Annotated in this window: 14 protein-coding genes; all 14 read right to left on the bottom strand. The window is 67.6% G+C overall.

Features of this window, described 5'->3' with window-relative positions:
- Positions 1 to 2: 2 nt before the first annotated feature.
- The 14 genes from QSK36_RS17910 to QSK36_RS17845 all read right to left on the bottom strand — a co-directional run bounded on the left by QSK36_RS17910 (position 3) and on the right by QSK36_RS17845 (position 13,662).
- Positions 3 to 1,085: a DUF4192 domain-containing protein gene (locus QSK36_RS17910; RefSeq protein ID WP_285783201.1), complete on the bottom strand. Its 1,083-nt coding sequence runs from the start codon at positions 1,083 to 1,085 to the stop codon at positions 3 to 5.
- Positions 1,086 to 1,288: 203 nt separating this feature from the next.
- Positions 1,289 to 1,621, bottom strand: coding sequence for a hypothetical protein (locus tag QSK36_RS17905; protein ID WP_285783200.1), 333 nt, complete (start codon positions 1,619 to 1,621; stop codon positions 1,289 to 1,291).
- Between the two features lie 911 nt (positions 1,622 to 2,532).
- Positions 2,533 to 2,919 (bottom strand): hypothetical protein, encoded by a 387-nt coding sequence (locus tag QSK36_RS17900; RefSeq protein ID WP_285783199.1) that lies wholly within the window; start codon positions 2,917 to 2,919, stop codon positions 2,533 to 2,535.
- Between the two features lie 540 nt (positions 2,920 to 3,459).
- A complete protein-coding gene (locus QSK36_RS17895; protein WP_285783198.1) occupies positions 3,460 to 3,879 on the bottom strand; it encodes a hypothetical protein in 420 nt (139 codons plus the stop codon).
- Between the two features lie 418 nt (positions 3,880 to 4,297).
- On the bottom strand, positions 4,298 to 4,822 hold the full coding sequence (locus QSK36_RS17890; RefSeq protein WP_285783197.1) for a hypothetical protein: 525 nt from the start codon (positions 4,820 to 4,822) through the stop codon (positions 4,298 to 4,300).
- A 97-nt stretch (positions 4,823 to 4,919) separates the two neighbouring features.
- Complete coding sequence (locus tag QSK36_RS17885) at positions 4,920 to 5,540, bottom strand: hypothetical protein (protein WP_285783196.1); 621 nt, start codon at positions 5,538 to 5,540, stop codon at positions 4,920 to 4,922.
- Positions 5,537 to 6,037: a hypothetical protein gene (locus QSK36_RS17880; RefSeq protein ID WP_183544967.1), complete on the bottom strand. Its 501-nt coding sequence runs from the start codon at positions 6,035 to 6,037 to the stop codon at positions 5,537 to 5,539. Before QSK36_RS17880 ends, QSK36_RS17885 begins: the two co-directional genes overlap by 4 nt.
- Positions 6,037 to 6,321: a hypothetical protein gene (locus QSK36_RS17875; RefSeq protein WP_285783195.1), complete on the bottom strand. Its 285-nt coding sequence runs from the start codon at positions 6,319 to 6,321 to the stop codon at positions 6,037 to 6,039. The genes QSK36_RS17880 and QSK36_RS17875 overlap by 1 nt, the downstream gene beginning before the upstream one ends.
- Before the next feature lie 156 nt (positions 6,322 to 6,477).
- Positions 6,478 to 7,299 carry a deazapurine DNA modification protein DpdA family protein gene (locus tag QSK36_RS17870; protein WP_285783194.1) on the bottom strand — a complete coding sequence of 274 codons (822 nt, stop codon included), beginning with the start codon at positions 7,297 to 7,299 and terminating at the stop codon, positions 6,478 to 6,480.
- Between the two features lie 733 nt (positions 7,300 to 8,032).
- A complete protein-coding gene (locus QSK36_RS17865) occupies positions 8,033 to 8,635 on the bottom strand; it encodes a hypothetical protein (protein ID WP_285783193.1) in 603 nt (200 codons plus the stop codon).
- 249 nt (positions 8,636 to 8,884) lie between these two features.
- On the bottom strand, positions 8,885 to 9,655 hold the full coding sequence (locus QSK36_RS17860) for a hypothetical protein (RefSeq protein WP_285783192.1): 771 nt from the start codon (positions 9,653 to 9,655) through the stop codon (positions 8,885 to 8,887).
- A gap of 520 nt (positions 9,656 to 10,175) precedes the next feature.
- On the bottom strand, positions 10,176 to 10,622 hold the full coding sequence (locus tag QSK36_RS17855; RefSeq protein WP_285783191.1) for a hypothetical protein: 447 nt from the start codon (positions 10,620 to 10,622) through the stop codon (positions 10,176 to 10,178).
- A 227-nt stretch (positions 10,623 to 10,849) separates the two neighbouring features.
- Complete coding sequence (locus QSK36_RS17850) at positions 10,850 to 12,757, bottom strand: hypothetical protein (RefSeq protein WP_285783190.1); 1,908 nt, start codon at positions 12,755 to 12,757, stop codon at positions 10,850 to 10,852.
- Positions 12,754 to 13,662, bottom strand: coding sequence for an AAA family ATPase (locus QSK36_RS17845; RefSeq protein ID WP_183544983.1), 909 nt, complete (start codon positions 13,660 to 13,662; stop codon positions 12,754 to 12,756). Before QSK36_RS17845 ends, QSK36_RS17850 begins: the two co-directional genes overlap by 4 nt.
- Between the last annotated feature and the right edge of the window lie 50 nt (positions 13,663 to 13,712).

Raw genomic sequence — 13,712 nt, 5'->3', positions numbered from 1 at the left:
CCTCACCACCCCACTGGCAATACCGGGCGGGTCCCGTCCGGGCGCTGGGCGGCCTTTTCCGCGATCTCGTCGGCCATCCCCGCGAAGTCCATGCGGCAGACGGTCTCCGGCGGTAGACCGCAGTCCAGGGCGGTGCGGATCAGGTGCGCCAGGCTGTAGCGGGGATCGACCGACAGCGCCCGTTCCACGGCGATCCGCGCCATCGGGCCGTCTCCGGTGCGCAGTGCGAGGAACGCCAGCAGCGCGGCCGGAGGGGCGGCGAAGTCGGGTTCGAGCCTCCGGATGAGCTGGGTCCACAGCCTGATGTGCGTGTCGTCGTCGTATCGGCCGATCAGGGTCATCGCTGCGTCGCGTACGAAGATCGCGGTAAGCCGTACGCCGAGCCAGGCGACCTCGTCGGCGGAAAGCTCCTCACCGGCTTGGGTACGGTCCAGCGCGGCGGCGACCCGATCGAGGCCCTCGTGATACCAGTCGCGATCGCCTGCAGCGGTCAGCAGGCTGCGCGCCTGGGCGCAGGCGTCACGCGTGGCGGCTCTCACCTGTTCCCGGTCCTGCCCGCTCGTCGGAGTGAGCATGGCCTCGAGCGTCGCGCGGTCGGGGCGGGCGACGTACCCGGCAAAGACCGCCGCCGCGGCGACCGGACTGTTGGTCACGTCGTACGACACGCCGTCCGGCGAACAGCAGTGGGGATCGGGGCAGGTGTAGGACCAATAGCGGCCGTCCTCGACCCGCAAGGCGTCCATCAACTGGATGCCCTCCGCCTCAAGCGCGCCGCGCAGGGCGTCCATCACGGGGGTGACGTGCCACCCGGGCCCGTATCCGATCAGCATCGCCCGCTCGGTGCCGTTCCGGGTGAGCAGTCCGGCGATGTGCCGGGCCAGGTCAGGCGTGTCCTCCGAGCGGTCCGGCAGGTCGTAACGCACGCTGAACTGCAATCCCCGAGTCGTGCTGTGAGAGTCGGCGGTGGGTTCGAACGCCATGGCGACGATGCTGCGCTGCGGGTGGAAGCCCAGCAGGTACGCCGCCGCGGCGATGTAGTCGGCAGGTCCTTGCAGGTTGATCGTTCGGGGGAGAACGGTGGTCATGGTTCCCTCCAGACGTGACGAAGCCCCTGGTCTGCCACTGCCAGGGGCATTGGACTGCATAGGGTCAGCAGCGTTCGATGTAGATGCCTCTGTGCGGTCAAGGGAGACCCGCACGGCCGAGCTGTCGGGCGGGTGGCGCGAGCCGCATACGGTGATCTCGCATCGTTTCCCGCGCAGCGGCGCGAAGGGATCAGGATGCGGCTTCAAGCCCTTGCCAGCGCCGATAGATACCCTCGAAGGGTGGGCTCGCCGGCCGGGAGCGGGATCACCATCTGGGCGCCGATGGTGACAGCATGCATGAAGTGAGATGACCCATCGTCGGTCACCATCACCACGCGGCCGCGCAGCGGGGCCATGCTGGTAGCCAACTTCTCGGCCTGGTCGACGCCCACCACCACCAGCGGAGCCGTGAGCATGTTGTCACCTGCTCCTTCTGCATCGGTGATCTGGAGCGAAGCAGACAGTTCAACGGTGACCCGAGTAACGCTCTCGATCAGTTTCGGGATAGTCGTGATCGCGAGTACGTCAGCGGTCATGGGTGCCTTCCCCTCCTGCGAGTTGTGTAGTTGCAGGCTTGGTTTCACAGGTAGGTCCAGGCGCCTTCCTGGTCGCGGACGACGTGCCAGATCTTTCCCTTGGGATCCCGTACTTTGAGTAACTGGCCGTTCTCACGCACGCGCAGGATGGTGGCCGGCACTCTGCCGGGTAGGAGGACCTCGCCATTGCCCATCGGCGTCGCTGGCTTTTCGGTATGTAGATCCGTCACTGTGCAACTGCTTTCGGGCAGGCCGAGCCAGGTGGTGGACCTGGTCCGACGGCGGACACGAGTGCACGCCCTCGCCGCCGACATGGCGACGGGCCGTGAAGGTCAGTGAGCTGCGCTGGACGGCGGAATCTGCGGAAAGCCCTGGAGGAGTTCCCGGGGGCCTACCTCTTTCGCTGCTGCGTCTGCGATAGCGACTGGCGTTCGCCCTCGCAATGGCACTCCGCTGAGCTGCGCTCCTCGTTAGGAGTTGCTGCTCGGTGCCTGGATTCGCTCGGTTAGCAGGTATTCACATACGTTCTGGTGGGCGCTGGGCCCAGGTGGTGTCTCGCGCCTGGGCCCGGCGCCGGGACTGGTTTCCCACGGGTCCGCAGGAGCGTAGGAAGGCTCGCCCGAAGGGCGACCGCGCGCAGCGCGGCGTGGCCTTCCGAAGCGGGCGGACCCGTGGGAGAGTCCCGGTGGCGCCGGGGCCAAGCGCGAGAGGGCGTCTCTCCCGCGTTCGGGCACCGCTCCGGGCTGGAGCAAAGGCCGGCCGCTGGACCCGACGCGAGTGCCGCAGATGTCGGCGTGGCCGCTCGCCGTGAGGCCATCGTCCAACCGTCCCAATCGGCGCATGTAGCGGGCCTTTTCGCTGCGGGCGTGGGCGAGCCGTCACGACCGCTCGCCCTCGCCCTCGACGGTGATTCACCCGCAAATGCCGCTACTGGGTCCCCCTCCACTGGGGGCTGCGGCGGCAGCCGTGCCGACGCGAACCCACCTGACGTACCCTGCCACGGATCCCCAGTCGACCTTCTCAACCCAGCCGCGGACGACAACCCCTTGCAGTGAGTAGGTCTCGAACCGCTCCGGGATCTCAGCGGCCAGAGCCATCGTGATCTCGTCTCGGACAACGCGAGCGGCGTCGGCCCGAGTCAGGTGTGCTGTGCGGTCTATCAGGCGGCGCAGCAGGTGGGGCGTGAAGGCGAGGTGGCGTACCATCTCGCGGGTTTGTGGTGTGGCTCCGCCGAGGGCGCGAATGTCGAACTCGACAGTCAGGTAAGCAGTGTCCAGGGTTGGATTGAAGGCATTCATGTCGGCTGCATCTCCTGCTGGTCAAATCGGCTACAACCTTTCACGCGGCTTTCCTTGTTGCCCGCTGTGGTTCCCAGAGGACTGGCCCGCCGAGGTAATCGCCGCCGCGACGAGCGGCTGCGGCTGCGCGAATGCACCTGGAACATCCAGAGAGATGAGGCTTACTGCAAGGGGGGCTCTCACCGCAGGCGTTCCGCTCCCTCGTGGTAGGAGAGCGTGCGTGCCGGTGAATGGATTCTTTGAGTCTCCGCCACTCCTCTGTCTCCTCATGGCAGCGGCGGCCGTATCCGACTTCGTAGCCAGCGGTGAAGCCGTCGCGGTATCCATCCGCGTATGCGGCGGCGACTCTTCGTTCGATGTCGTTCAGAGCGGCAAGGAGGAGCAGGGGGTCCGCAGAAGGTGCCACGCGATCACCGCCGATCCTGAATCTGCGGTGCACGCATCCGGTTGCGACTGACGAGGCGGCGGCTGCGGACGTCAGGGCGTGAACTGTCTGAAGCTGGTCGTTTCTCGCTGGGGAAGGGTAAGCGATTCGCGCCGCTACTGCGGTGCACCGCAGTAGGCGGTCGCAGCGTCAAGGGTCGGGACTCCGTAGGTCGCAGCGAACTCTGCGGCCTCGGCGAGGAACTCTGTCCAGGTGCGGCGTCGACCTTCACGTCCGACGAACATGGCCTTGCCGTGCCGAGCGCCCATCGTGGTAACGGGATCCGCCTCGTCCAGGTGGATGGTCTCCAACGCCCAGCCGTTCGCAGTGGCGTAGCAGAACAGCAGGGTCTTGCCGTCGCTGCAGAGGATGAAAGCGCGCTTCCAGTCGTCGTTCATGTTGTGAAACAGTTGAAAGGCATGAACCGCGGCGGCCTCGGCCTCCGCGGCGCTGGCTCCTTCGAAAGTGCCGAATCCGGGGAACTCGGTGCGGTAGCAGCGTCTCCGGACTCGCCTGGTCGTGAGGATGTCGCTCAATCTCGCCATGGCGATGTGCCTCCTGTCAGTCGATATTGTCGTTGTGGTGCTCGCATCCGATGCAGGCGTCCGCATGCTGTTATCGGGCATGGGCGCGTCCTTGGGCGCGTTCTTCCGCTGCCGGGGCTGAAAAGCGACCGAGGCACCCCGACCGGCGTGAGTGGGTTGGCTGCGTCAACCGTTACCGTGCGGCGGCCTGCTCGTCTGCTTCGGCTTCGGCCTCGTTCAGATGCTCTGTCAGCGCGTGGACCTGCTCGCGCACCCGCTGCAGGGTGTGGGCCGCGCGTCTCGGGACGGCTCGTGCCGTAGGTACCGGCGTCGCGCGTGCTGACGTCGGTGATCGTGGCCTACTTGCCTGACTCATGCTCGATCAGGACGCGAGCCTTGGTAAGCAACGCCGCGGCGAGGGTCGTCAGGGTCAGAGAATGAAGGTCGGCAGTGAGTTCATGATCCGGGCCGCTTCGACGGCGGGAATCAGGCCGCGGGCGTGCCAGGCGGCCTTAGTCGCCGTGCACGGCCAGGTGGCGCTGGGGTGGGCCGGGCAACGCGTGACGTCCCGAACCAGCTTGCTGATCACCTGGTGGCCGGTCGCGCCGTGGGGCCAGGCGGTCGGCGGCGAGCACGGCGACAGGAGACGAGCGATCGCGGTGAGCCTTTCAATGGCCTCGCGTGGGGTGGTGGGATGCAGGCCCAGCTCGATCGCGTTGACAATGCCGGCGGCCTTGTCGAGCTTGTCCTGCACGTCGCGGCGGGCGGAGCGGTCGAGTGCGGGCAGGAACACCATCGCGTCATCGTCGGCCTCGGCGAACCGCTCGTGGCCGTACAGGTGGTACAAGCCGTCGTTGGCGGTGCCCCGCCATGTCCAGTCGGGGTGGTTGTTCAGGAGGGCGGCCAGCGTGTTGCGGTCCGCGCCGAACGGCACCAGGCGCAGGGGTTCGGTCAAGAGTGGGTCCGTTCGGTTCTCGGGTACGGCGCCGTCTTCCGGATCTGCGACAGCAGCACCCGTGTGCGCTCCCGTCCTGATGTCATCTCCTCCTTGCTCACCGGCCCGCCTCGCCTTCGCTCAGGTCGACGTCGCCGGACACCGGCACCGCCCGCTCCAGGCATTCGTCCGGCATGTCCCGGGCGAGCCGCACCACCCGCTGCCCCTGGCTGTCGAGGTAGGCGAACCGCCGGTCGGCGATCGGCGTCTGCAGCGACCCGACCAGCCGCGCCCCGTGCCGCAGCTCCTCCAGGGCGTCCTCCAGCAGCGCGAGGAGCCGGGCCGCGTCCTCCCCCGTGCCCGGCACCCGCAGGTTCACCAGCATCTCCGTGCCGTACTGCGGCGTCGGCCACGCGGTGAACTCCTCCGGGTGGTGGCCAGGGGACGGGAGGAACAGCCACTCCTCGATCAGGCCGATCCCCTTGAGGATCGCGTCCCGCGACAGCGACACACGGTCGGGCACGTCGGCCCAGCCGGCGTTGGCCCAGCCGTACTGGCCGAACTCCGTCCGCCAGGAGAACGAGCAGCCCATCGCCCCGGGCCCCTGGGTCACGTTGCACAGCATCGCCTCGTCGTAGGTGACGGAATCACCGTGGACGCGCTTGACGTACACGACCTGCCCGTTGTGCAGGTGCGGCTGATCCGGCGGCGCCAGCGGGCGCAGCAGCAGACCGTTCATCGGGTCGATCCCTTCCTTCTCGTTCTCGTGTTCGAGCCTGGCACACGCCTGCCCTTCGGCTGGGCGGCCGGGCCGGTCACCGTCCCATCGGCCGCGATCGCGACCTCGAGTTCGCCGGCGATCCTCTCTGCGGCCCAGCACGGCTGCCCTAGCTCGCCGCACTGGCGGCATCCGCTGCCGTCACGCTTCCGCAGTCCCGTCGCGTGCGCGTCAAGCATCCGCCGCAGCTCGTCCTTGGTGAAGTCGCACACCCTGCAGTGGCCCTGCCCGCGCCGGTTGCCCCGGAAGCGGTGCCGCCGGGAGCGGCACCGGCCGCAGATCCACGTCGCGCCGTCGTCCACGACGACACCGTGGACGCCGCCGTCCCGTTCGCTGGACTCGAACCACCGCTTCAGCGCGGCCAGGCTGGGCCGGTAGCCGTCGTCCACGTCGGTGTGCTGCCGCTCATCGCAGCCGTCGCACACCGCCGCGTACACGGTGACCCGCTTCGCGCCCATCACGCACCTCTGCGGAGATGGGCGCGCTTGCGGGCCCGCTCCCGGCGGGCGTCCAGAATGCCGCGCAGCGCCATGGCCTCCGGCCGGTCGGCTGTCTTCCGCACCAGGTAGACCCCGCGCGGCACACCGCGGGCGACGTCGAGGTCGTCCGCACGGAACAGGTCGCTGCCGGCCGGGACCGCGCCCACGGCGGCGGCCGCGTCGAACCACTCCACCGCCGCCTGCGGACTGGGAAACTCGATCAGCACCCGAGTCCTGCTCGGCTGTCTGCTCTGCTTACTCATCAGGGGAACTTCTCCTGTTTCCTGTCAGGCCCCATCCGGCTACTCGTCGAGCAGTGCGAGCAGCGCCTCGCCTGCCGTCATCCTCGGGGCGCTGATCTTCTGGCTCTTGTAGTCGATCGGCAGGGCGGCTTGGAGCGCATGCTCGCCGGCCGTGGGTTACGGGGCGGGATGGAAAGTGGGGAGAGCGAGGTTTCGCGCAATGATGTCGCTGTACCAGGCCAGAGCCCAGCGGGCGCAGTAGTTGCAGCTCTTGTGTGCGCATTCACGAGAGCCACCAGGGTTGGAGCGTGCGTTGTACGACCAGGCCTGCGAGTCGCTGGAAACAAGGTATTCACCGCTCATGCGGAGGCCGGGGAGGCCGAATCCGAAGGCATGTACTCGGATTCCTTCCTCTGCCAGTTCTTTGATCAACAGACAGATGGGGATGCTCGTCTGGCGACGGCAGACGCTCCCGAGTCCTACGAGCGGCTCCTGGCGCAGGTCGATGCCAGCGGCTGCGTACATTGCTCGGTGCCGGCGATAGTCGCCGGGTGTCCATCCTTGCAGTGACGGCACGATGGGCAGCTCCGGCGCCAGCGAGCGCAGCAGCAGCAGGTTTTCGACGGTGAGACGCTGATGCTCTTGAGTCGACAGCCCCGTGCTGCGCCGCACCTCCTCCTCGCACATGTAGTCCTGCTGCGCGACCCATCGCAGCTGGCCGATCTCGGCGGCATAGCGACGGGCATCGTCGACGTACTGCTGGGGCTCGACGGTCCATCGCCTCGGCGGAGCGTTTGAATCTCGGCCCCGCAGGTGCATGTAGCCGCTGGAATCCAGAGCCCAGGGGCCCCGGGCGCGCGGCAGCTTCTTCTTCAAGCGCCGAAGCCGGGAGTACGACACGAACAGCGGCACGTGTTCGTGACCTTCCCAGATGGCGCCTTCGCGATTGAGCCAGCTCGGTTCGGGGGTGCCCAGCAGGAACACCGGCAGACGAGTCATTGCTGATGTGGACCTGAGGTGGGCGTGGCGGAGACGGCCACGACGCGGCCCATTGCATGTATTGGCGGGCAGCAGCTGCCGTCCGTCGCGCATCCGTTGCGGCACCACGAGCAGGCCGGGGGGCATCCGGTTGACCCAGTGGTGACGCCGCAAGCTGTCTCACATGTGCAGCACCGTGCGCGTCGGCCAGGTGCGCCGGGACATCCGGGATGTTCCCAGACACAGGCGTGTACCCCGAGCGCAGTGATGCCGCCTGGCTGGTACGCCGCGCAGGCCAGGCCACGGACCACGCTCGCCAAAACCCCAGAGGGCCCGGTTCTGCCAGGTGTGGTGAACAGCATCTGGTCAGCGCGGGAGGCAATGGTGGTGGTGTCGGCGGTCGCCATCGCCTGGCGTTCGGGGAAGGTGGTGGTGCGGAGTTCGTAGATGGCAAGGGGGAGCAGGCCCAGGAGCGGGTCTCGGAGGCTGTCGCGATTCATATGATGTTCCGGGGCAGGGGAGATCGGAGCGGGGTGCGCTCGACTTGGTTGGGAGGAGCGATGCGGGCGCGTGCTCGCTGACGAGAGCGCCACCGAGTGCCGGCCTCGACGAGGAGGCGCACCAGCACCTGTCGGAGGTGACGGTCCACCTCAGGGGGCGCCACGTCGTTGATGTCGAGCGGTCCGCCCGCTCGATAGGGATGGCAAGGCAGCGCTGGGCACGTCTGCGTTGCCCGTGTAGAGAGGACGCCCTGCTAGAACAGCGGCTCGGGCATCGGCGGCTGACGCCGTGCTGTTCTGTGTGGTCTGGTGATTGTGACTGGCTTTGCTGCAGGCGCAGATTGCAACTGTCGTTCGGTGAGACCCGATCGCGTCGCGTCATCAGGGCGGAGATGGGTGTACTTGCACTGAACTCGTTTGCCGTGGTGCAGCCCGCTGCATTCGATGGTGGCGAGCCTGCGTTCCTTGACAGTGAGCTTGCGACGGAGCTTGGTCTCGAGCTCGTCGATTTGCGTCCCTTCCAACGCTTCGTGATGCCCGTGGCTGTCAGCGAACATGGGCAAACCAGGAAATGCCATGCCCCACATGCGCAGGTAGAGACCTGCCGCTGGTGAAGTCAGCGGCGCAAGCTGGCTGGAGTCGCAGCAGGCGCAGCACACCTCAACAGCTGTCCCAAATCGGGTGTCCTGGCCAGTGGCGGCGCGATCGAGAAGCTCACGGCAGTGCGCCCTGTACACGAACTCCGTGGCCATGTGCCTACTGGTTGGCCTGAGCAGCGTGAAGCTGTGGAACAGCAGGTCTGCTGAGGCAGGGTGTCGGCGGATCCCGGCGGCGATCTCGTTCTCCGCCCAGTCCATCTGCTCAAAGAGGACGTCGAGGTCCTGAGCGGTGGACTTCAGGATCTGGGTAAGTGTCTCGATACCGGCTGGGGGGGGCGTCAATCGTCATGGGAATTCCACCTGATCCAGTGGCGGTGTGGCACCCGCTGCAGAGAGGTTGAGGACACGTCGACCGCGGCACTGCCCTCGGCGTGGCTTCGCCGATTCGTGATCCAAGAGGTTCGGGCTGGCAAAGGAACTGCTCGCCCGGTGCCAGGCAGTGAGTCGTTAGACGACGGCAGGTAGGGCGAACACCCGCAGGGGACCGCTGATCGCGTAGCGGGTGATGTCGGCATCAGCGACGGCGTTGGCGGCGTCGATCGCAGCGTTCTCTCCAGGAGCGGCGGCCATGCTGGTCCGGTCCGTGTCGATGCCGAGAGCGATCCTGATGGCCAGGGAACCGCCGTACACGCGCATGTAGGTGCGGCGGTAGGGGCGCACGAGGTCTTCTCGCTCGGATGGCATGTGGTGGTTGTCGGGCAGCGTCTTGAGGTAGTCGCGGTGGATGCGGGCAGCTTGCTGGGCGGCGGCGTCGATGTCCCGCAGGTATTCGGGCAGGATCGCGGCGATCAAGGGGGCGCGATCGGCCCGCGCTGACCAGCTGAGGGAGCTGTCACCGTGTCTGAACCGGGTCTGAGAGATCGCAAATTCAGACACCACGCCGTCCAGCAAGCGGATCAGCTGGACAACGAGGTGGAGCCGTACGCGGCCGAAGCCTGCCCGAGCTGGAATGACGACGGTGTGCCCTTCGAAGGGCAGGGTGGATTCGATCTCGTGGATGCGGGAGCGGAGTTTCCCGGCGAGCCCGAGGGCGCTGGTAGCTTCGCCGCTGTCCTTGGACACAGCGCGTTCAGCGATGGCGGTAGCCGCTTGAAGGCGGAGCTTCCGCTTGGTGAGCTCGTCGAGCAGGGCAGCGATCGGCGTGTTCTCATGGGCAGGTGGTGCAGGGTGTGGCGCATCCCTAGCCGCCTTGCTTCTCAGGGCCGGAAGGTTGGACACGATGTCTCCTCGTAGAGAAGGTGCGCAGGGAGGAGAGGGCCGAACGTGCAGTCCGAGCGACGGGATTCCTGTTGCCTCGCGCGCTACGGGGGCGGCTGGGACTGCGGGAACGGGTTCGCTATGAAGGTCAGGAACCGAGCGTTATCGCGGCTTCAGGAAGGAAGCTGGCGGTACAGCCACCGCCGAATGCGGCTCCTTCATCGGTCATGTCTTGCCGCAGTCTCCGGGTCACCTGCTCGGGCAGTTTGACCCCGTGTCGAGCCAGGACGGCATGTAGGGCAGCGATGGTGGGGATCTCGCAGGGGGTGAAGCCGCGAGCTGTGGCCGTGACGGCTGTGGTGGCTCTGACCGGAGGGGTGATGTGGACGATGAAGAATGTTGACAGCTCGCGGTTCCAGCCGATGAAGGCAGTGCCGCCGGAGGGCGAACTCTCCGGCGGGAGGACGTGACAACTCATGAGCTGTGCAGGCCGGCCTCGGTGGCCTTGCCGACGACGTCGCTCGCCTTCACATACCGCTTGTCAGGCATGGGACCTCGCCTTGTGCAGCTCGGTGACGATGACGTCGAGGGCGTCCGCGGTGCTGACAGAGTCACCGAGGATGATCTCCTCGTCCTCTGGATGGGCGTTGCGGGCGTCGAGCTTCCAGATGTGCCAGTGCAGTTCCTCGATGTCGTCGGCGGGAGTGTTCTCGGCGCCAGTGACCCACAGGTAGGTGGTCGACATGAGCGGGATGTGAACCACCATCTGACGGCGGGCCGGTCGGCCGATGGAGAAGGCGATGCCCTCGATCGCCAGGCGCAACGTCATCGGGGCCAGGCCAAGGTCCCACGCCTGCCTGAACCACTCCTCCGTCGTCTCGATCGGCGCGGTCCCGGGGCGGCCTCCCGCCTGTTGACGCGAATCGTCTCGATGACCTCGGCAGTGGTGGCGCTCGTGCGTAGGGTCGTTGGTGTTCGGGTCACTCACGCGTGTCTCCGTTGGTGATCGCGGTCGTGGCGACTCATGGGCCGCCGGCATAGGGGCTGTCCACGGGTTCCCCACGCGAGGGAAGGCCCGCCAGAGGCGGCTGCGAACCGCGGCTTGGCCTTCCCACGCGTAAAGGTTCCGTGCGGCGGTCCCGAAGGCGCTCGGGCTCGGGGCACGCCCTCGATGGAGATGTCGGGAGGGTGAGTGCGGCTAGGTGGTGAGGTGCTTCAGCCGCCTGCCCTGCGCAGCGCTTCGACTGCCGCTTGCCCGATGGCGTTGGCCGCGCTGGCCGGGTCGTGGGCATCCACCTCAACGGCGCCCCGCATGACGCGGGGCTCGCCGTCCAGACACAGCCACAGCACAGCGCATCCGCGCTGTATGAGGCGATCGATCAGTCCCTGCGCGATGGCGGCAGGGTTGTTGCCGGCAGCGTCCTTGCCGGCGAGTTCGCCGTCGGAGGCGATGACGAGAAGACGTGCACCGGTGCCCGATGACAGGCCCAAAGCGCCGTCCAGGGCACGGATGGCTCCTGGCAGGACTACGGTTCCCTCATCGGCGCTGAGTAGCGGCACCTGGTCGGGCGGTATGCCGGGCCAGATCAGGGGGGTCAGCTTGTCGCCCCAGGCGATCGCGGCCGCGGTTCCTTCGACCTGGCGGACCGCCTGGGCGCATACCCACGCCGAGACTGCTAGCGCCTCGGCGGTAGATGACATCGACCCGGAGACATCGGCGGCGAAACCCATGATGAGAGCGGGTTCGGTGACCCTGGTCCGCTGCCGGCGGAGAAACGGTTGGGCGGTAACCGCCAGGCCCAGTCGGCGCTGGGCGTCGGCTTGCATCACCTCTCTCATCCGTAGGCGTCCGGGTGGGACGTTGCTGGTCACCACGGCGACACGGTGATCACGTTGGCGGGCGCGGCGTAGATGCGTCGCCAGGGTGTTGGCGGCGGACCGTTCGGCCTGCGTGGGGTGCCGGAACCCGTGTATCGGCCCGGTCAGAGTAGTGGAGGGTCCACCGTCGAACGTGTGGGCTGCTTGCGCGGCGGCTTCCCTTTCGGCTGCTTCGTTGGCGCGTTCGGCCAGGACCTGACGATCGGGGCTGGCGGATACGCGGTTTTCGGCGAGCTCGGCTTCGACGTCAGCGACGGCGTCCTCGGCCACCGTGGTGGTCAACTGATCGATGGCGTCGGCAAGAGGATCGGGAGCAGGCGGATCGGCGGCACCGTCGCCGGGGTCGCTCGTGGTAGGAGCTCCGCTGGTCGCACCGGGGGACCCAGGCGCAGCGGCGTGTCCGCCGTGGCAGGCCAGCACGGGCAGATCGGGGACGTCGCGGTCATCGTCCCAGCCCATGGTGATGGTGATTTGCGTGGCGGCGTCGATCAAGGTGTCGTAGTCGCCGTCCTCGGCGGCGAGCGCTTGGCGCCACAATGTCCGCAGGCTGTCGAGCACTTCGGCGCCTAGGGCCTCGGTCACCAGGGCTTCGACCTGACGGGTGTCATCGGGTAGCAGCACTCCGGCGTCGACCCGGGCCAGCACCAGCAGCGCGGCCGCCAGGGCGCGGGCACGCTGCTCCTCCTCGGACTGTTCTCCGCCAGGTGGGGGGAACTGCAAGATGTGCTTGGCGGCGGTGCGCAGCCACCGCTGGTCGACGGGCCGGTGACGCAGTTGCTGGGCTTCCACCCACGGTTCCAGCAGGTAGGTCACCACTGACCTGACACGCGGTGATGTGCGGGCCGCCAGCTCCCGAAGATCCCACCCGGCGCGGGCGTGCCCGCCTTCGTGCGCGCACACCCCGATCAGCACCGGTTGCTCCAACCGTCCGAGCGCGGTGGTCGGGTCCACGTCGCTGGGGTGGGTGCCGTCGGTGAGTACCCGGTCGCCGTTGATGGTGATCTGCGCGTTGTCGGGCTCGAACCAGCCGGGTGGGGTCTCCTCCGGCTGGTCCCACACCATGCGGGCAAGCACCTCGGGGCGGCCGGTGACCGCCTCCATGATCAGGTTAAGGCGGGCGACCAGGTGAGCGCGGGCGCTGGCCAGCGCTGGGTCGACATCCGGTTCCTTGGCCTTGTTCCACGGGCGTTTGCGCCGCCGCCGCGGCGGTGTGATCTGCGCGGCGGGGTCGTCGGAGAGGTTCACGCGCCGTACCTTCCGCCGAATTGGGTCACGGTTACCGTGGGATACAGCTGCTGGATCGCTTCCAGAATCTGGTCGCGGTCGTGTGCGGGGGCCTTGGCGACCAAGGTGCCGGCGGCGTACTCCTTGCCGTACAGGTTGGCCATGTCCCGGAAGTCCAGCAGGGACCGCAGCTGTGGGCTCCAGCTCAGTTCGCTCCTTTGCCGCGCGCGGTCCAGGTTCTGCGCGACTTTCACGATCTCTGTCGGTACGCCGAGGTCCCGGGCGAGCTGCCAGTCGCTTTCGACCTGCCAGTGATGGGTGAACCGGTCCCGCAGCGCCTCGCTGAGCACCGCCCCGGGAACGTCGGGGTTGTGCGTCGCGCAGACCATGAACCCTCTAGCGACGGGGATCGCTGGCAGGTTGGTGCCGGGGATGCGCAGCTCTCCGCGGCCGTCCATCACCTCATATAGGGGAATCAGGACTCGCGGGTCGATCATGGTGACCTCGTCGAGCAGGAGCGGCAGACCGCACATGACCGCCAAGGTCAGCGGACCATGGACCCACACGTATGGGCTGGTGGTGACGGTGGCCGGGTCGGGATTGGGAAGATAGCTGCCGAGCAGGTCGGCGGTGGTGGTGTCGGCGCTGCCGACGAGCGTCAGCAGGCCCGGTCCGTCATGGGAGCGGAACGCCGCCTCCACAGCGGCGGTCTTACCGCATCCGGGGGGCCCACCGAGCAGGACATGCTGCCCCTGTTCGCGGATGGCGCGCAGGAGCGCCAGGTCCTCGAAGGAGCCGATCTGGCGGGGATGGTAGGTCTCGCCGTTGGGCCTGGGGCGCGGCCCGATCGGGGGCAGCAGTGGGTGAGCGGCGGCGCCGGCCGGTGCGGAGCCCTGCATGAAGTAGTCCTCGTCGAGCTGGTCCAAGCGGGCTTTGGCCTGAGCAGCAGTTGGCGTAGTTATGACGACCTCCAGTT

Source organism: Microbispora sp. NBRC 16548, assembly GCF_030268985.1.
Classification (GTDB): domain Bacteria; phylum Actinomycetota; class Actinomycetes; order Streptosporangiales; family Streptosporangiaceae; genus Microbispora; species Microbispora catharanthi.
Note: the sequence above shows the minus strand (reverse complement) of the source record. Positions and strands in the feature narration are given on the sequence as shown.